19 protein-coding genes are annotated in these 16,359 nt (G+C 61.6%); 6 read left to right on the top strand and 13 right to left on the bottom strand.

Annotated features, from left to right (window positions below; all coding sequences use genetic code 11):
* Window positions 1-2 precede the first annotated feature (2 nt).
* From metW to P2T68_RS34180, 5 genes are all read right to left on the bottom strand, one after another.
* A complete protein-coding gene (metW, locus tag P2T68_RS34200; protein ID WP_024077910.1) occupies window positions 3-623 on the bottom strand; it encodes a methionine biosynthesis protein MetW in 621 nt (206 codons plus the stop codon).
* A 7-nt stretch (window positions 624-630) separates the two neighbouring features.
* Complete coding sequence (locus P2T68_RS34195; RefSeq protein ID WP_024077909.1) at window positions 631-1,770, bottom strand: homoserine O-acetyltransferase; 1,140 nt, start codon at window positions 1,768-1,770, stop codon at window positions 631-633.
* Window positions 1,771-1,895: 125 nt separating this feature from the next.
* Window positions 1,896-2,483, bottom strand: a complete 588-nt coding sequence (locus P2T68_RS34190) for a YggT family protein (RefSeq protein ID WP_024077908.1) — start codon at window positions 2,481-2,483, stop codon at window positions 1,896-1,898.
* A gap of 24 nt (window positions 2,484-2,507) precedes the next feature.
* Window positions 2,508-3,326, bottom strand: a complete 819-nt coding sequence (gene proC / locus P2T68_RS34185; protein WP_277378860.1) for a pyrroline-5-carboxylate reductase — start codon at window positions 3,324-3,326, stop codon at window positions 2,508-2,510.
* Between the two features lie 33 nt (window positions 3,327-3,359).
* Entirely contained in the window at window positions 3,360-4,046 is a 687-nt protein-coding gene (locus P2T68_RS34180) for a YggS family pyridoxal phosphate-dependent enzyme (protein WP_024077906.1), read from the bottom strand.
* Between the two features lie 57 nt (window positions 4,047-4,103).
* Between P2T68_RS34180 and P2T68_RS34175 the strand changes: the two genes are divergently transcribed.
* Window positions 4,104-5,138 (top strand): type IV pilus twitching motility protein PilT, encoded by a 1,035-nt coding sequence (locus P2T68_RS34175; RefSeq protein WP_069077198.1) that lies wholly within the window; start codon window positions 4,104-4,106, stop codon window positions 5,136-5,138.
* 139 nt (window positions 5,139-5,277) lie between these two features.
* Here the strand turns inward: P2T68_RS34175 and P2T68_RS34170 are convergent, their stop codons facing one another.
* Window positions 5,278-5,913: a C40 family peptidase gene (locus P2T68_RS34170; RefSeq protein WP_024077904.1), complete on the bottom strand. Its 636-nt coding sequence runs from the start codon at window positions 5,911-5,913 to the stop codon at window positions 5,278-5,280.
* A 250-nt stretch (window positions 5,914-6,163) separates the two neighbouring features.
* Between P2T68_RS34170 and P2T68_RS34165 the strand changes: the two genes are divergently transcribed.
* The gene (locus P2T68_RS34165) at window positions 6,164-6,592 is read left to right on the top strand and encodes a TM2 domain-containing protein (RefSeq protein ID WP_024077903.1); all 429 of its coding nucleotides are present in this window, start codon (window positions 6,164-6,166) and stop codon (window positions 6,590-6,592) included.
* 66 nt (window positions 6,593-6,658) lie between these two features.
* Here the strand turns inward: P2T68_RS34165 and P2T68_RS34160 are convergent, their stop codons facing one another.
* The 7 genes from P2T68_RS34160 to gshB form a co-directional block, all read right to left on the bottom strand.
* Window positions 6,659-7,930: a dihydroorotase gene (locus P2T68_RS34160; protein WP_024077902.1), complete on the bottom strand. Its 1,272-nt coding sequence runs from the start codon at window positions 7,928-7,930 to the stop codon at window positions 6,659-6,661.
* Complete coding sequence (locus tag P2T68_RS34155; RefSeq protein WP_024077901.1) at window positions 7,927-8,931, bottom strand: aspartate carbamoyltransferase catalytic subunit; 1,005 nt, start codon at window positions 8,929-8,931, stop codon at window positions 7,927-7,929. The genes P2T68_RS34160 and P2T68_RS34155 overlap by 4 nt, the downstream gene beginning before the upstream one ends.
* A 24-nt stretch (window positions 8,932-8,955) precedes the next feature.
* Window positions 8,956-9,462 carry a bifunctional pyr operon transcriptional regulator/uracil phosphoribosyltransferase PyrR gene (pyrR, locus tag P2T68_RS34150; RefSeq protein ID WP_024077900.1) on the bottom strand — a complete coding sequence of 169 codons (507 nt, stop codon included), beginning with the start codon at window positions 9,460-9,462 and terminating at the stop codon, window positions 8,956-8,958.
* Between the two features lie 83 nt (window positions 9,463-9,545).
* A complete protein-coding gene (gene ruvX, locus P2T68_RS34145; protein ID WP_003195067.1) occupies window positions 9,546-9,983 on the bottom strand; it encodes a Holliday junction resolvase RuvX in 438 nt (145 codons plus the stop codon).
* Complete coding sequence (locus P2T68_RS34140) at window positions 9,983-10,552, bottom strand: YqgE/AlgH family protein (protein WP_069077200.1); 570 nt, start codon at window positions 10,550-10,552, stop codon at window positions 9,983-9,985. The genes ruvX and P2T68_RS34140 overlap by 1 nt, the downstream gene beginning before the upstream one ends.
* Before the next feature lie 81 nt (window positions 10,553-10,633).
* Window positions 10,634-11,539, bottom strand: coding sequence for an energy transducer TonB (locus tag P2T68_RS34135; protein ID WP_024077898.1), 906 nt, complete (start codon window positions 11,537-11,539; stop codon window positions 10,634-10,636).
* 77 nt (window positions 11,540-11,616) lie between these two features.
* On the bottom strand, window positions 11,617-12,570 hold the full coding sequence (gene gshB / locus P2T68_RS34130) for a glutathione synthase (RefSeq protein ID WP_069077201.1): 954 nt from the start codon (window positions 12,568-12,570) through the stop codon (window positions 11,617-11,619).
* Between the two features lie 239 nt (window positions 12,571-12,809).
* On the opposite strand from gshB, the gene pilG reads away from it, so the two are divergent.
* From pilG to P2T68_RS34110, 4 genes are read left to right on the top strand one after another with little or no spacing between them, the layout of a single operon-like run.
* Window positions 12,810-13,217, top strand: a complete 408-nt coding sequence (pilG, locus tag P2T68_RS34125; protein WP_010564379.1) for a twitching motility response regulator PilG — start codon at window positions 12,810-12,812, stop codon at window positions 13,215-13,217.
* 46 nt (window positions 13,218-13,263) lie between these two features.
* Complete coding sequence (gene pilH / locus P2T68_RS34120; protein ID WP_014720320.1) at window positions 13,264-13,629, top strand: twitching motility response regulator PilH; 366 nt, start codon at window positions 13,264-13,266, stop codon at window positions 13,627-13,629.
* A gap of 12 nt (window positions 13,630-13,641) precedes the next feature.
* Window positions 13,642-14,166, top strand: a complete 525-nt coding sequence (locus P2T68_RS34115) for a chemotaxis protein CheW (RefSeq protein ID WP_024077896.1) — start codon at window positions 13,642-13,644, stop codon at window positions 14,164-14,166.
* Entirely contained in the window at window positions 14,163-16,214 is a 2,052-nt protein-coding gene (locus P2T68_RS34110; RefSeq protein ID WP_024077895.1) for a methyl-accepting chemotaxis protein, read from the top strand. The genes P2T68_RS34115 and P2T68_RS34110 overlap by 4 nt, the downstream gene beginning before the upstream one ends.
* The last annotated feature ends 145 nt before the right edge of the window (window positions 16,215-16,359 follow it).

The raw sequence follows: 16,359 nt of genomic DNA, 5'->3' as shown, positions 1-16,359 counted from the left end.
AGTTAGACGGCAATCTTATGGTCCGTCAGACCAGGACTGCTGACCCGGTAAATCCCAATCTCACCCAACAAATTAGGCCATAGCTTACTCGCCCAGCCGTGGCGATGCTGTTGATCGACGGCAAGGCGGTTGATCACCTTGGCTTTGCGTTCGCCGCACAGCGCTTCGAAGTCTTCGAACGTGCAGAAGTGGATGTTCGGCGTGTTGTACCAAGTGTAAGGCAGGAAATCCGATACCGGCATGCGGCCCTTGGTGGCCAGGTACCAGCGGCAGCGCCAGTGCCCGAAGTTGGGGAAGGTGATGATGCACTGGCGGCCGACGCGTAGCATCTCGTCGAGGATGCGGTCCGGGTAATGCACCGCTTGCAGGGCCTGTGTCATCACGACGACGTCGAAGCTGTTGCTGGCAAAGTTGCCCAGGCCCTTGTCCAGGTCCTGCTCGATCACGTTGATGCCCTTGGCCACGCACTGGGCGATGTTGTCCGGGTCGTTTTCCAGGCCGTAGCCGGTGACCTGCTTGTTGTCGCGCAGCCAGCTCAGCAGTTCGCCATCGCCGCAGCCAAGGTCGAGCACACGGCTGCCGGCGGGTATCCAGTCTTGGATGATTTCCAGGTCGGCTCTCATGGCGTTCTCACAGAGTAATGCGGTTCATGTAGTTCCTGAACGCCTGCAGATAACGAGGGATCGGGATCAGGAAGGCGTCGTGGCCTTGCGGAGCATCGATTTCCAGGTAGCAGACGTCTTTCTTCGCTGCCATCAAGGCATCCACCAGTTCCCGCGAGCGGGCAGGCGAGAAGCGCCAGTCGGTGGTGAACGACATCACGCAGAATTTGGCCTTGGCACCTTCGAAGGTTTTCGCCAGGTCATCGTTGAAGTTCGCCGCCGGGTCGAAATAGTCCAGGGCCTTGGTCATCAGCAGGTAGGTGTTGGCATCGAAACGCCCGGAGAACTCCTCGCCCTGATAACGCAGGTAGCTCTCCACCTGGAATTCGACGCTGTGGAAGTCGTAGTTGAGCTTCTCGCTCTTGAGGCCACGGCCGAATTTTTCGCCCATGGAATCATCGGACAGATAAGTGATATGCCCGACCATCCGCGCCAGCATCAGCCCACGCTTGGGGATCACGCCCGCTTCCTGGAACGAACCGCCGTGAAAATCGGGGTCGGTCAGGATCGCCTGGCGGGCCACTTCGTTGAAGGCGATGTTCTGCGCCGACAACTTGGGCGCCGAGGCGATCGCCAGGCAATGGCGCACGCGATCCGGGTAGGTGATGGTCCATTGCAGCGCCTGCATGCCGCCCAGGCTGCCGCCGATCACGGCGGCCCATTGCTGGATGCCCAGCAGGTCGGCCAGGCGGGCCTGGCTGTGGACCCAGTCTTCCACGGTCAGCACCGGGAAGTCCGCGCCGAACGGCTTGCCGGTTTCCGGGTTGAGGCTGCTGGGGCCGGTGGAGCCGTTGCAGCCGCCGAGGTTATTCAGGCTGACCACGAAGAACTTGTTGGTATCGATGGGCTTGCCGGGGCCGATGCAGCTGTCCCACCAGCCCGGCTTGCGCTCGTCGGCACTGTGGAAACCGGCGGCGTGATGATGGCCGGACAAGGCGTGACAAATCAGCACGGCGTTGCTCGCCGTGGCGTTCAGTTGGCCGTAGGTTTCATAGATCAGGTCATAGGCAGGCAGCGAACGGCCGCAGGCCAGGGCCAGCGGTTCGCTGAAGTGCGCCACTTGGGGCACGACCAGTCCAACAGAATCGGGGGGGAAGGCAGTTGGCATCGACCCTGCTCTCGTTTAAATGAGGCGTAAGTCTAAAGACCGCTGCACCCAGCGGCAAGCAAAGGCCGGAGGGGAGTGGGAGATCGTTCTCGCGCAGGGCGTGAGAACGATCATCCGAGGGAGGATCAGATCAGGCCAAACAACAGCGGCGGCATGGCGACGAAGTCCGCCAAGTATGGAATCGCCCAGCTTTGCAGGAGCTGGATCGCAATGAACGCGAAAATCGGCGAGATATCCAGGCCACCCAGGTTGGGAATCAAACGACGGAACGGCGCCAGCACCGGCTCAGTGATCTGCGCCACCAGCTCAGCCCCCGGGCTGCGGCTGCCCGGTGCCACCCACGACAGAATCACGCTGATGATCATCGACCAGAACAGGATCTTCAAGAACAGCGAGAACACGCCAATCAGTGCCCACGGCAGCAACAGCAAGGTTTTGGGCAAGTAGCCCTTGAGCATCAGGATGACCGCAAACAGCAGGATCTGCAGCAGCAGCGCCAGCACCAACGAGGACATGTCCAGGCCGAACATGCTCGGGACCACCCGGCGCAGGGGCTTGAGCAGTGGTTGCGTGGCCTTCACCACGAATTGGCACAGCGGGTTGTAGAAGTTCGCCCGCACCAGTTGCAGGATAAAACGCATCAGCACGACCAGCAGGTACAGGCTGCCCAGGGTCTGGATGATGAAGATCACAGCGTCATTGAGTCCAAGCATCATTTATTCCTTTGTAAGGGACGACTATTGGCCCAGTTGTTCGGCCATTTCAGCCGAACGGTGCGCAGCGGCGCCGAGAGCTTTTTCCACCAGGGCTTCAAACCCCCCGGCCTGCAACGATTCGATAGCGGCTTGCGTGGTGCCGCCTGGGGAGGTCACGCGACGGCGCAGCTCGGCGGCATCCACTTCGCTGGTCACGGCCATCTGCGCGGCGCCCAGGGCGGTTTGCTCGGCCAGTTGCTCGGCGACTTCCTGGGGCAGGCCCAATTTCACGCCGGCGGCGGTCATGGCTTCGATCAGCAGGAAAAAGTACGCCGGACCGCTGCCGGACACGGCGGTGACCGCATCCAGTTGCTGTTCCTGTTCCAGCCACAAGGCGATGCCCACGGCGGACAGCAGTTCCTGGGCCTGGTCGCGCTGTTGGGCGGTCACTTCGGACGTGGCGTACAAACCGCTCACACCCTTGCGCAGCAGCGCCGGGGTGTTGGGCATGCAGCGTACGATCGGCTGGGCGCCGAGCCAGTTGTTCATGCTGGCGCAAGTGATGCCGGCGGCGATGGACACCACCAGTTGATGGGGTTGCAGGCTTGGGCGCAGGCTTTCGCACACGGCCTTCATGGCCTGCGGCTTGACCGCCAGCACGACCACGTCGACGCCCTGGATGGCCTCGGCGTTGTCGGCGAACGTGTCGATACCGTGCTCGGCGCTGACGCGGGCGCGGGTCTCGGCGCCCGGGTCGCTGGCGCGAATCTGTTGGGCTTGCAGGCCCTTGGCCCGCAGGCCGCCAATCAGGCTGGCCGCCATGTTACCGGCGCCGATAAAGGCAATACGCGTGTTGCTCATGACAGGTCCTTATTCAGTGGGAGATCAGCCATTTCACGGCTGGCCATAATCGCGGGCGCCAAACAGGGCGGTGCCGATCCGCACCCAGGTGGCACCTTGGGCGATGGCCGACTCAAGGTCATGGCTCATGCCCATGGAAAGTGTGTCCAGCGGCAGGTTCAGGCTGGCTTGCAGGTCACGCACGGTGGCGAACGCTGCATCTTGAGCGGTTCGATCTTCCGTCGGCTCGGGGATCGCCATCAGGCCGCGCAGCTTCAAGCGCGGCAGGGCGCTGATGGCGTTGGCCAGGGCCGGCAGGTCGGCGGGAGTACAGCCGGATTTGCTGGCCTCGCCACTGACGTTGACCTGGATGCAGATATTCAGTGGCGGCAGGTCAGCCGGGCGTTGTTCGGAGAGGCGTTGTGCGATTTTCAGGCGGTCCACGGAATGCACCCAAGCGAAATTCTCGGCGATCGCACGAGTCTTGTTCGATTGAATGGGGCCGATGAAGTGCCAACTCAAGGGCAGGTCGGTTAATTCGGCCTGTTTGCCCAATGCTTCCTGCAGGTAGTTCTCACCGAAGTCGCGCATGCCGGCGGCATAGGCTTCGCGCACGGCTTGCGCGGGTTTGGTCTTGCTCACGGCCAGCAGGTGGATGCTGTTTGCGTCACGTTGCACGGCGTTGGCTGCGGCGCGGATCCGCTCGCTAACCAGGCCGATGTTGTCTGCTATCGTCGACATTCAAGATGCGCCCGTGGATATGGAGTCCGCGGCATTCTACTGGAAATGGAAAGCCCTATGGATATCACTGAATTACTGGCGCACAGCGTACGCCAGGGCGCCTCCGACCTGCATCTGTCGGCTGGCCTGGCGCCGATGCTGCGGGTGGACGGTGAGGTATGGCCGTTGGATTGGCCGGTACTGGCACCTGCCCAAGTGGCTAACTTATTGAGCCCTTTGCTCAACCAATACCAACAAAAGGATTTCGAAACATCTCTTGAAACGGATTTTGCCTTCGAACTGCCCGGTGTGGCGCGGTTCCGGGTCAATGTATTTCAGCAGGCGCGCGGTATGGGGGCGGTGTTTCGCACGCTTGCAGCCGAGGTCCAGAGCTTGGAAGCCCTTGGCCTGGGGGAGGTGTTCCAGCGTATTGCCCAGTTGCCGCGCGGCCTGGTACTGGTGACCGGGCCCACCGGCTCCGGCAAGTCCACCACCCTGGCGGCGATGATCGACTACCTCAATCAGCATCGGCGCCAGCACATCCTCACCCTCGAAGACCCTATCGAGTTTATCCATACGCCGAAAATGGCCCTGATCAACCAGCGTCAGGTCCACCGCGACACCCACAGTTTTTCCACCGCCCTGCGTTCGGCCCTGCGGGAAGACCCGGATGTGATCCTTGTGGGCGAATTGCGCGACCTGGAAACCATTCGCCTGGCGCTGACGGCCGCTGAGACCGGCCACCTGGTCTTTGGCACCCTGCACACCACCTCGGCGGCAAAGACCGTGGACAGGCTGGTGGACGTGTTCCCGGCGGGGGAAAAGGCCATGGTCCGCACCATGCTGTCTGAGTCGCTGCAAGCGGTGGTGTCACAGGTGTTGGTCAAGAAGCTCGGCGGTGGGCGGGTGGCCGCCCATGAAATCATGTTGGGCACGCCAGCCATCCGTAACTTGATCCGCGAAGACAAGGTGGCGCAGATGGTCTCGGCGATTCAGACCGGTGCAGCGTTGGGGATGAAAACCTTGGATATGAGTTTGAAGGCGTTGGTCACGGAAGGCGTGATCAGTCGGGAAGAGGCGCGGGAGAAGGCGAGGGTACCTGGGGATATCTGAGGGCTTGTGGACAGTACAAATCAAATGTGGGAGGGGGCTTGCCCCCGATAGCGGTGGATCAGTCACTTTGATGTCGACTGACACTCTGCTATCGGGGGCAAGCCCCCTCCCACATTTATTACTGCATTCCAGCTTTGGATCAGCGTTGGACTACCCGCAAGGTGTTCTGCTCTTTTGGCAGAACCCGCTTGGCAATCACGTAGTTCTTGTCCCAGAACGGCTTTTTCAGGGTGTCGATGCTGACCGACTTGCCACGGCGTGGTGCGTGGATAAAGCGGTCGTTGCCCAAGTAGATGGCAACGTGGTTGACCTTGCGGCTCTTGAGTTTGAAGAACAACAGGTCGCCCGGTTTCAAATCCTTGCGCTCAACCTTTTGCCCGTGGCCGGCGGCCATGGCGTTGGAGGTGCGCGGCAAATCCACGGCCGCTACGTCGTTAAACGCATATTTCACCAAACCGCTGCAGTCGAACCCTTTACTTGGGCTGCTGCCGCCCCAACGATAAGGAGTACCGAGCACGTTGACGGCGCGGCTGAGGACGGTGCTGCTTTGTTTGGTGTTGGCTGCCATCAGGCCTGGGGTGGTTTTGCCGTGGGCCTTGCTCAGTTGAGTCGGGCGGCTGACAGTAGGCTTGGCTGATTTGGCCGTGCTTGGTGTGCTGTGAACTTTAGGGGTGAAACCGTTTACGTTAGGAAGTCGTTGCTCACGATTGGTGGCGTGGGCGGCCAGTGGCATTAATAGGCAAATGGTTAGCCATGTCTTGAAAAATGGTCGCATTAGGCGTGGCTCTTATGGGTTTGCGCGCAACTTTATAACAGCTTTTTGTGTCGTTCTCAGGCCGTTTGTCGACTGAACCTTGGGGTCAAATCCAGGAAAAACGCGACGAATCGCCGCAATTGTCCTACACAAGTCAGGTGGCATAAGGCTTTCAGGGGAGGGAAGATACCATTGGCCGTACGTCGGGCGCCCGTAAAAAAGTCACAAATAAAGTGAAAAAATTTATCTATCAAGGCAAAAGAGGTACTCCATGAACACCTATCAACAGCTTGGTTCGCAGCAAGACACCCACAGCAAGGTGATCGGTTACCTGCTCTGGATTTTCGGGTTTACCGGCTCGCACCGCTTCTATTACGGCAAGCCGGTGACCGGCACGATCTGGTTTTTCACCTTCGGCTTGCTCGGTATTGGCTGGCTGATCGACCTGTTCCTCATCCCGGCCATGGACCGTGAGGCCGACCTGCGTTTTACCGCCGGGCCGATCGAATACAACGTGGCGTGGATTCTGTTGACGTTTCTCGGGGTATTCGGTGTGCACCGGATGTACCAGGGCAAATGGATCACCGGCCTGATCTACCTGCTGACCGGAGGTTTGTTCCTGGTGGGGGTGCTGTATGACTTCTGGACGTTGAATACGCAGATTTCGATCCGCAATGCCGAGCTGAGAGGCGGGCGCTGATTTCTCAGACCTTATAGCGAACTCAATGTGGGAGGGGGCTTGCCTCCCACATTGACCGTGCCTGCTTCAGGCCTGGTAGCTGATCCGCCCATCCACCAGGGTGTAGCGTACCGTCGCCGGCAGGCTATGGCCGATGAACGGGCAGTTTTCACCCTTGGACAACCAGTGCTCGCCGGCAATCGTCGAGCTGGCTGGATCAAACAGCACCAGGTCTGCCGCAGCACCTACCGCCAACTTACCCGCCGGCAGGCGCAAGGCCTCGGCCGGGCCTGCGCTCAGGCGTGCCAGCAGTGTCGGCAGGTCCAGCAAGCCATCCTCCACCAAGGTCATCGCCAGTGGCAGCAACAACTCTACGCTGCTGATACCCGGCTCTGTTGCGCCAAACGGCGCCAGCTTGGCATCGCGCTCGTGGGGTTGGTGATGGCTGGAAATGGCCGAGACCACGCCAGACTTCACTGCGGCACGTAAACCGTCACGGTCGGCACGGGTACGCAGCGGCGGTTGCACGTGATACAGGCTGGAGAAGTCGATCAGCGCCTCGTCCGTCAGGATCAACTGGTACAGCGCCACATCCGCCGTCACTGGCAGGCCACGGGCCTGGGCCTGGGCGATCAGGGCGACGCCGCGAGCACTGGTCAGCTGGCTGAAGTGCGCGCGTACACCGCTTTGCTCCACCAGCAACAGGTCGCGGGCCAGGGCGACGGTTTCAGCGGTTTCCGGAATGCCCGGCAGGCCGAGGAAGCTGGCGACGGCGCCCTCATGGGCCAGTCCACCTTCGGCCAGGTCGCGGTCCTGGGAGTGGAAAATAACGGTCAGGTCGAAGGTCGCTGCGTATTCCAGGGCGCGGCACAAGGTGCGAGTGCTGCGAAAACTCTCCAGCCCGTTGCCGAAGGCCACGCAACCGGCGTCACGCAGGGCGATCAGCTCGGCGAGTTGTTCACCTTCCAGGCCCTTGCTCAGGGCGCCGATGGGAAACACTTTGCAATTACCGGCCTCACGGGCGCGGTCGAGGATCAGTTCGGTCACGGCCGAGGTGTCCAGTACCGGCTTGGTGTGCGGCGGGCAACACAGGCTGGTCACGCCACCGGCAGCGGCGGCGCGGGTTTCGCTGGTAATGTTGCCCTTGCGGCTGTAACCCGGCTCGCGCAGGGCGACGTTCAGGTCAACCAGGCCAGGCGCGGCCACCAAGCCTTTGGCATCGATGGTCTCGACCGCGGTGAACCCGCTGGGTGCCGCACCGATGGCGATGATCTTGCCGGCTTCCAGATGAAGATCGGTAACTTGATCCAGGCCACTGGCTGGATCGATGACTCGGGCGCCGAGAATGCTGAGCTTCACTGGGCCTTCTCCTGCTCGAATTGACGTTGCGCGGTTTGCCCGCTCATGGCCATGGACAACACCGCCATGCGCACGGCGATGCCATAGGTGACCTGGTTGAGAATCACCGACTGGTTACCGTCGGCCACCGCCGACTCAATCTCCACCCCTCGGTTGATCGGCCCCGGGTGCATCACGATCGCATCGGGCTTGGCGCCGGCCAGGCGTGCGGTGGTCAGGCCGAACAGGCGGTAGAACTCGCCTTCGCTGGGCAGCAGGCCACCGGCCATGCGCTCGCGTTGCAGGCGCAGCATGATCACCACGTCCACATCCTTGAGGCCGGTGGTCATGTCGGTGTAGACCTTCACGCCATATTGCTCGATACCCACGGGCAGCAGGGTTTTCGGCGCGATCACGCGGATATCCGGGCAACCCAGGGTCTTCAGGGCCAGCATGTTCGAGCGCGCCACCCGCGAGTGCAGGATGTCGCCGACGATGGCTACCGAGAGGTTTTCAAAGCTGCCCTTGTGCCGACGGATGGTGAGCATGTCGAGCATGCCCTGGGTCGGGTGGGCGTGACGGCCGTCACCACCGTTGATGATCGCTACCTGCGGGCACACGTGTTCGGCGATGAAGTGCGCGGCACCGGAGTCGCCGTGGCGCACGACGAACATATCGGCGGCCATGGCTTCCAGGTTGCGCAGGGTGTCGAGCAGGGTCTCGCCCTTGCTCGCCGACGAGGTGGACACGTTCAACGTGATCACGTCGGCCGACAGTCGCTGGGCCGCCAGTTCAAAGGTGGTGCGGGTGCGGGTGGAGTTCTCGAAGAACACATTGCAGATGGTCTTGCCGCGTAGCAGCGGGACCTTCTTCACCGCGCGGCCACCGACCTCGAGGAACGAGTCGGCGGTGTCGAGGATTTCGGTGAGCAGTTCGCGGGGCAAACCGTCTAGGGACAAGAAATGTTGCAACTGGCCCTGAGCATTGAGCTGCAGCGGGCGCTTGGCATCGAGAGGCGTCATCGCGGGGACTCTTTACAAGGCGGTTTAAAGGGCAAGGTCTTGCAGTTCGAGTTCGAGCGGCGTGGGACCGGACAATTTTACCCGCTGGTGGGCTGAAAGCGACAGGGTGGCGCCGACCACATCGGGGCTGATCGGCAATTCGCCGGCGTCCAGGTCGAGCAGGCAGACCAGGGTCACACTGGCCGGGCGGCCATAGTCGAACAGTTCGTTCAGGGCGGCGCGAATGGTACGGCCGCTCATCAGTACGTCATCGATCAGCACCAGATGCTGGCCTTCGATCTCGAACGGCAGCGCCGAGGGACGCACCTGCGGGTGCAGGCCGTTCTGGCTGAAGTCGTCGCGGTAGAAGGACACGTCCAGGGTGCCCAGTGGCGAATCGCTGCCCAGTTCCTTCAACAGTGCCTGGGCGACCCATACGCCGCCGGTGCGAATGCCGATAAAGCGCGGTTCGCTGATGGCACGGTGTTCCAGATGGGCCTTGAGGCGTATCGCCATCTGGCTGATCAGGTCGGCGGGATTGGGCAGGCTCATGGTGGCTCCTTCAAGGCCCTGCGTGGCGGGGGTGCCTGCGCGGTCCGGGCTCAAACGTAAAAAGACGCGGCAAGCCGCGTCAGTCAGGATTCAAATAAAGCGGTGTTTTCATCCAGCCAGCCCTGCAACAGCAAGGCGGCGGCGATGGCGTCCACGGGGTTGTCGCGGTAGCTGCCTTTTTGCCCGCCACGGTCACGTCGCTCACCCTTGGCTTCGAAAGTGGTCAGGCGTTCATCGTGGGTATAGAAAGGCAGGTTGTAGCGGCCGTTAAGACGGCGGGCGAACTTCTCGGCGCGCAGGCACATGTCGCTGGGGGTGCCGTCCATGTTCAAAGGCAGGCCAACCACGACGGCGTCGGGTTTCCATTCCTTGATCAGGGCTTCGACCTGGTTCCAGTCCGGCACCCCATTCTGGGCTTTCAAGGTGCACAGCTCGCGGGCCTGGCCGGTGATCACCTGGCCGACCGCAACGCCGATCTGTTTGGTGCCGTAGTCAAAACCGAGGATCAGACGCAAGGCCATCAGGCGTGCCCCGCCTGGCTGGTGAGCAGGCTGAGGTTGACCCGCAGCTTGGCGGCGGCAGCTTCCAGGCGCAGCTCACTGGCGGTGTTGAACAGGATGTCGGCGTCGTACGGGCAGGTCAGCCAGGCGTTACTGGCCAGTTCGGCTTCCAGTTGCCCGGCTTCCCAGCCGGCGTAGCCGAGGGTGATCAGGCTCTGCTCGGGGCCGACGCCATCGGCAATGGCAAACAGCACGTCCTGGGACGTCGACAGCGACAGCCCCTCGAGGTCTACCGTGGCCTGGAACTTCGGCCCGCTCGGGTGCAATACAAAGCCGCGATCGGTCTGCACCGGCCCGCCGGTATAGATCGGCACGCCTTGGCAGCGGGCCGGTGGGTCGACCTCCGGGCGCAGTTGCTCAAGGATATCGGCCAGGTTGAGCTCTTGCGGGCGATTCACCACCAGCCCCATGGCACCATTGGCCGTGTGCTCGACGATGTAGGTCAAGGTCTGCGCAAAGTTCGGGTCGGCCATATGGGGCATGGCGATCAGGAATTGGTGCTTGAGGTAGGTCGGGTCGACATTTTTCATGTCCGCTAGTGTGGCGTTGGAGCGGCGAACTGACAAGCTGGAGTTGCCTGTTGTGGCAAGCCCGCCGCAGGGTGGGTGTTATCAGTTGCTGGAGAGGCGATCGCCCTTGGCAAACTTCCAGGTGCGGATAATTTCCAGGCGGTCGACGTCGTTCAGGTCCCCGGTAAACGGGGCAAAGGGCGCAGCCAGGCGCACGATGCGCTGGGCGGCCTGGTCCAGCAGCGGCTGGCCGGACGACTCCAGCACCTGGACCTCATATAACGTTCCGTCGCGGTTGATCGACACCAATAAGCGCAAATTGCCATAAATCTGCTGGCGCCGGGCTTCATCCGGGTAATTGAGGTTACCGATGCGCTCGACCTTCTTGCGCCATTCGTCCTTATACCAGGCACCTTTGTCGCGCATGGTGGAGGCCGCGTTCAGGCGGTAGATGCGCGGGCGCTTGGCGTACAGCTGTTGTTCGTTGGCCAGTTCGGCTTCGAGGCTGGAAATCTGGTCGGAGAGTTGCGAGCTGTCAAAGGTGGGCGCCGGTTTCACCGGTTCGGGCTGCGGCTCGGTCTTGGTTTTCTCGCGTTGGGTCGGAGCCTTCTGCGGTTTTGGCGCGACGGTGGTCACGGCAGCCTTGGGCGCGGCCTGCTTGACCTCGGGCTTGGGGGCCGGGGGCGGCGTGACTTTGTTGACCTGGTTGTCCTGGAACGGCGCCAACTCGGTGGTCTTCGGCACGGCTTTCTTGTCGAGGGTGCCGCTGCCTTGCTGGTTGTCCTGGGCGAGAAAGTCTGCCTTCTCGGGCTTCTTTTCGCTCTTGAACGTGGCGAGGGTGATTTCCAGGGTTTTACTGATCTGCTTGGGCTCGACCATGGTGAAACCCACGCCCAGGATCAGGGCCAGGTGGATCAACGCCGCGAGAAACAGGGTAAATCCGAGCCGATCAGCCGGGCGCACGCCGCGTTGGGAGAGTTCGGGGGGCAGTTCGGACGGGAGTGTCATGACAAGAAAACCAACATCGCGCGTTTCACAGGTGGCGCATGATAACGCAATGTTGGTTGGTGTCCGGCTGTTCTATGTCACTTGGCTTGTAGCTTGCGTTCAATCGCTGCCATCAACATTTCGCCGATGTTCGTGCCAAATGCGTTATCAATCTCGCGGATACAGGTTGGGCTGGTGACGTTGATTTCGGTGAGGTTTTCACCAATTACGTCTAGGCCTACAAACAGCAGGCCCTTTTCCCGCAGGGTCGGGCCGACCTGGGAAGCGATCCAGCGATCCTTGTCCGACAATGGTCGCGCTTCACCGCGACCACCGGCCGCCAGGTTGCCGCGAGTCTCGCCGGCCGCCGGGATACGCGCCAGGCAGTAATCGACCGGCTCGCCGTCGATCATCAGGATGCGCTTGTCGCCATCCTTGATCGCGGGCAGGTAGGCCTGGCCCATGATCTGCTGGGTGCCCAGGTCGGTCAGGGTTTCCAGAATCACCGACAGGTTCGGGTGGCCGGCGCTGTGGCGGAAGATCGACGTGCCGCCCATGCCATCCAGCGGCTTGAAGATCACATCACCGTGCTTGTCGGCAAATTCACGCAGCACATCGGCGCGGCGGCTGACGACGGTGGGCGGGGTGCACTGCGGGAACAGCGTGGCGAACAGCTTTTCGTTGCAGTCGCGCAGGCTCTGCGGCTTGTTGACGATCAGTACGCCGGCGCGCTCGGCCTGCTCCAGCAGGTAGGTGGAATAGACGAATTCCATATTGAAGGGCGGGTCCTTGCGCATCAGGATCACGTCCAGATCGCTCAGGGGGCTATCGATTTCGTCATGCAGCTCGAACCACCTATCAGGGTTGGCGAACACTTGCAGCGGACGCATGCGCGCGCGGGCCTCGCCGTCGCCCTGATACAGATCGCCCTGCTCCATATAGAACAGGCTCCAGCCGCGGGCCTGGGCAGCCAGGAGCATGGCCAGCGAACTGTCCTTTTTATAGGAAATGCTGGCGATAGGGTCCATGACAATGCCGACGCGAACGCTCATGGGGGATTTCCTCTAGCAAATTAGGGCATATAAAAGTGGCGTCAGAGTGGCGCTGCGGCTGTTGTGGGTCAAGGAAAAACCACCTGGCAGGCTGCTCGATAGATTGCGCCCGGAGACTGTGCTAAAAAGACTGCCACGGCGCAGCAGCCCTTGAATTCCAAGGCTTGCGGCGCTCATCCTGTGCAACATCAGGCAGTACACACCGAAAACCGATTCGCTGTGGCGATGGTAGAGCAGATATGGAACAGCATTCCAACGCCTTGAGAGTGATGGTGATCGACGATTCGAAAACGATCCGCCGCACCGCCGAAACCTTGTTGAAGAATGTGGGATGCGATGTCATCACGGCCATCGACGGTTTCGATGCCCTGGCTCGGATTGTGGATCATCACCCGCACATTATCTTTGTCGACATCATGATGCCGCGCCTGGATGGCTATCAGACCTGCGCCCTGGTGAAGAACAACCCGGCGTTCAAGTCGATCCCGGTGATCATGCTCTCCTCCAAGGACGGCCTGTTCGACAAGGCCAAGGGGCGCATCGTCGGAGTTGATCAGTTTTTGACCAAGCCTTTCAGCAAGGAAGAACTGCTGGGCGCGATCAAGGCCTACGTGCCTGGGTTCGCCGCAGTAGAACAAGCACACTGACGTCACCTCACAAGGGCTGGCGCCGACCAATGTAGTGGGGAAAACCATGGCACGCGTTCTGATCGTCGACGATTCGCCGACTGAAATGTACAAACTGACCGGTATGCTGGAAAAGCACGGCCACCAGGTCCTCAAGGCCGAAAACGGCGCAGACGGTGTGGCCCTGGCTCGCCAGGAAAAGCCCGACGCGGTCCTGATGGACATCGTGATGCCGGGCCTCAATGGTTTCCAGGCGACCCGCCAGCTGTCCAAGGAGCCGGAAACCAACGGTATTCCGATCATCATCATCACCACCAAGGACCAGGAGACCGACAAGATCTGGGGCGCGCGCCAAGGCGCCAAGGACTACCTGACCAAGCCGGTGGATGAAGAAACCCTGATCGCCACACTGAACAAGGTGTTGGCCGGCTGACGGCACGCCATCATGACCGAGTCGCAAACCGCCTTCGAGTTGCTGCTGGACATCGATCGCCGCTGCCGCCTGTTGGCCGCTGACCTGCCATCCCAGGAAGCCCGCCTGCACAGCTGGAGCGGCATCGGTTTTCGCCTGGGCGAGCATTGGTATGTGGCGCCCATGGGCGAAGTGGCCGAAGTGCTGCATGAGCCTCGCTGCACATTAATGCCCGGGGTCAAGACCTGGATCAAGGGCGTGGCTAACCTGCGTGGGCGCCTGTTACCGGTGATGGACCTCGGCGGCTTCCTCGGCCATGCGTTGTCCAAGGCGCGCAAGCAGCGGCGGGTGTTGGTGGTGGAGTACCAGGACATATTTGTCGGGCTGCTGGTGGATGAGGTGGTGGGTATGCAGCATTTCGCACAAGACGCGTTGCAGGCACACGCCGCCCCAGGCGCGCCGTTTATCCAAGGCCAGTTTGATGGCGACCCGCTGTGGCAGGTCTTCAGCCCCTTCGCCCTGGCCCAGGCCCCAGGCTTCATGGATGTTGCCGCATGACCACTGTCACCACGCCTAAACCCCAGGCCGGCTCGCGTAGCCGCTCCCAGATCATCGTGCTGTTTATCGCGCTGATCGTGTTCATCATGTTGTTGTTCGCCAACTTCGCCTACCTCAATACCCAATCTACCTACGATAAGCAGTACATCGGCCACGCCGGTGAGTTGCGCGTGCTGTCCCAGCGTATCGCCAAGAACGCCACGGAAGCCGCCGCCGGCAAGGCCGCCGCGTTCAAGCTGCTGGGGGAGGCCCGCAATGATTTTGCCCAGCGCTGGGGGTACCTGAAGAAAGGCGACCCGGAAACCGGCCTGCCGGCGGCGCCCAGCGCGGTGCGCACCGAAATGCGCGCAGTGCAGACCGACTGGGAAGCGTTGTTGAAAAACACCGACGTCATCCTGGCCAGCGAACAAACGGTGCTGTCCCTGCACCAAGTGGCCGCGACCCTGGCCGAAACCGTGCCGCAATTACAGATGGAATCGGAAAAGGTCGTCGACATCCTCCTGCAACGCGGCGCCCCCGCCAGCCAGGTGGCCGTGGCCCAGCGCCAGTCGCTACTGGCCGAACGCATCCTCGGTGCGGTCAACACCGTGCTCGCCGGCGATGAAACCGCCGTGCAGGCCGCCGATGCCTTTGGCCGCGATGCCAACCGCTTCGGCCAAGTCCTTAATGGCATGCTCAATGGCAACCCTGGCCTGCGTATCACCCAGGTTGAAGACCGTGATGCCCGTGCGCGGCTGGCAGAAATTGCCGAGCTGTTCGAGTTTGTTTCCGGCTCCGTGGATGAAATCCTCGAGACCTCGCCGCAGTTGTTCCAAGTGCGCGCCTCGGCGAGCAATATCTTCAACCTCTCGCAAACCCTGCTCGATGAAGCCTCGCACCTGGCCACCGGCTTTGAAAACCTGGCCAGCGGACGCAGCTTCGACACCATTGGCGGTTATGTGCTGGGCCTGCTGGCGCTGGCGTCGATCATCCTGATCGGCCTGGTGATGGTGCGCGAGACCAACCGCCAACTGCATGAAACCGCCGAGAAGAACGAGCGCAACCAGAACGCGATCATGCGCCTGCTGGATGAAATCGAAGACCTCGCCGATGGCGACCTCACCGTCACCGCCTCGGTGACCGAAGATTTCACCGGCACCATCGCCGATTCCATCAATTACTCCGTGGACCAACTGCGTGACCTGGTCGCCACCATCAACCTCACCGCCGGGCAGGTTGCCGGTGCGGTGCAGGAGACCCAGGCCACGGCCATGCATCTGGCGCAAGCCTCTGAGCATCAAGCCCAGCAGATCGCCGAAGCCTCCACCGCAATCGAACAGATGGCCCAGTCCATCGACCAGGTGTCGGCCAACGCCGCTGAGTCCTCGGCGGTGGCGGAACGTTCGGTGGAAATCGCCAACAAGGGCAACGAGGTGGTGCACAACACCATCCACGGCATGGACAACATTCGCGAGCAGATCCAGGACACCGCCAAGCGCATCAAGCGCCTGGGCGAGTCGTCCCAGGAGATTGGCGACATCGTCAGCCTGATCGACGACATCGCCGACCAGACCAACATCCTTGCCCTCAACGCGGCGATCCAGGCGAGCATGGCCGGGGATGCCGGGCGCGGCTTTGCGGTGGTGGCCGACGAAGTGCAGCGCCTGGCCGAGCGCTCGTCGGCGGCCACCCGGCAAATCGAAACCCTGGTGCGAGCGATCCAGACCGACACCAACGAAGCCGTGATCTCCATGGAGCAGACCACCACCGAAGTGGTGCGTGGCGCGCGGCTGGCCCAGGACGCTGGCGTCGCGCTGGAAGAGATCGAAGGCGTGTCGAAAACCCTGGCGGCGCTGATCCAGAGCATCTCCAATGCGGCGCAGCAACAGACGTCGTCGGCGGGGCAGATCTCCCTGACCATGAACGTGATCCAGCAGATCACTACTCAGACGTCCTCGGGGTCCACCGCCACCGCCGAAAGCATCGGCAATTTGGCGAAGATGGCCAGCCAGTTGCGCAGGTCGGTGTCGGGTTTCACCTTGCCTGTGGCCAAGCAGGCAGATGATTGAAATGCGATCCAAGTGTGGGAGGGGCGGTGCGACGATTCGACTTGCCCCCGATAGCGGTGGGTCAGTTAACACACTTGCTGACTGATACACCGCCATCGGAGGCAAGTCGAATCGTCGCACCGCCCCTCCCACATTTGATCTCCAT

This window comes from Pseudomonas sp. G11 (genome assembly GCF_029457515.1).
Lineage (GTDB): Bacteria > Pseudomonadota > Gammaproteobacteria > Pseudomonadales > Pseudomonadaceae > Aquipseudomonas > Aquipseudomonas gorinensis.
The sequence above is the reverse complement of the archived record's forward strand: the minus strand, read 5'-3'. Positions and strand labels throughout refer to the sequence as shown.

Bases quoted from the DNA above. Each gene is read 5' to 3' on its own strand.
- P2T68_RS34195 (WP_024077909.1), bottom strand. From the start codon at position 1,770: ATGCCAACTGCCTTCCCCCCCGATTCTGTTGGACTGGTCGTGCCCCAA.
- P2T68_RS34165 (WP_024077903.1), top strand. From the start codon at position 6,164: ATGAACACCTATCAACAGCTTGGTTCGCAGCAAGACACCCACAGCAAG.
- P2T68_RS34190 (WP_024077908.1), bottom strand. From the start codon at position 2,483: ATGCTTGGACTCAATGACGCTGTGATCTTCATCATCCAGACCCTGGGC.
- pilG (WP_010564379.1), top strand. From the start codon at position 12,810: ATGGAACAGCATTCCAACGCCTTGAGAGTGATGGTGATCGACGATTCG.
- metW (WP_024077910.1), bottom strand. From the start codon at position 623: ATGAGAGCCGACCTGGAAATCATCCAAGACTGGATACCCGCCGGCAGC.
- pyrR (WP_024077900.1), bottom strand. From the start codon at position 9,462: ATGAGCCTGCCCAATCCCGCCGACCTGATCAGCCAGATGGCGATACGC.
- pilH (WP_014720320.1), top strand. From the start codon at position 13,264: ATGGCACGCGTTCTGATCGTCGACGATTCGCCGACTGAAATGTACAAA.
- proC (WP_277378860.1), bottom strand. From the start codon at position 3,326: ATGAGCAACACGCGTATTGCCTTTATCGGCGCCGGTAACATGGCGGCC.
- P2T68_RS34170 (WP_024077904.1), bottom strand. From the start codon at position 5,913: ATGCGACCATTTTTCAAGACATGGCTAACCATTTGCCTATTAATGCCA.
- ruvX (WP_003195067.1), bottom strand. From the start codon at position 9,983: ATGGCCTTGCGTCTGATCCTCGGTTTTGACTACGGCACCAAACAGATC.
- P2T68_RS34175 (WP_069077198.1), top strand. From the start codon at position 4,104: ATGGATATCACTGAATTACTGGCGCACAGCGTACGCCAGGGCGCCTCC.
- P2T68_RS34155 (WP_024077901.1), bottom strand. From the start codon at position 8,931: ATGACGCCTCTCGATGCCAAGCGCCCGCTGCAGCTCAATGCTCAGGGC.
- gshB (WP_069077201.1), bottom strand. From the start codon at position 12,570: ATGAGCGTTCGCGTCGGCATTGTCATGGACCCTATCGCCAGCATTTCC.
- P2T68_RS34140 (WP_069077200.1), bottom strand. From the start codon at position 10,552: ATGAAAAATGTCGACCCGACCTACCTCAAGCACCAATTCCTGATCGCC.
- P2T68_RS34110 (WP_024077895.1), top strand. From the start codon at position 14,163: ATGACCACTGTCACCACGCCTAAACCCCAGGCCGGCTCGCGTAGCCGC.
- P2T68_RS34180 (WP_024077906.1), bottom strand. From the start codon at position 4,046: ATGTCGACGATAGCAGACAACATCGGCCTGGTTAGCGAGCGGATCCGC.
- P2T68_RS34115 (WP_024077896.1), top strand. From the start codon at position 13,642: ATGACCGAGTCGCAAACCGCCTTCGAGTTGCTGCTGGACATCGATCGC.
- P2T68_RS34135 (WP_024077898.1), bottom strand. From the start codon at position 11,539: ATGACACTCCCGTCCGAACTGCCCCCCGAACTCTCCCAACGCGGCGTG.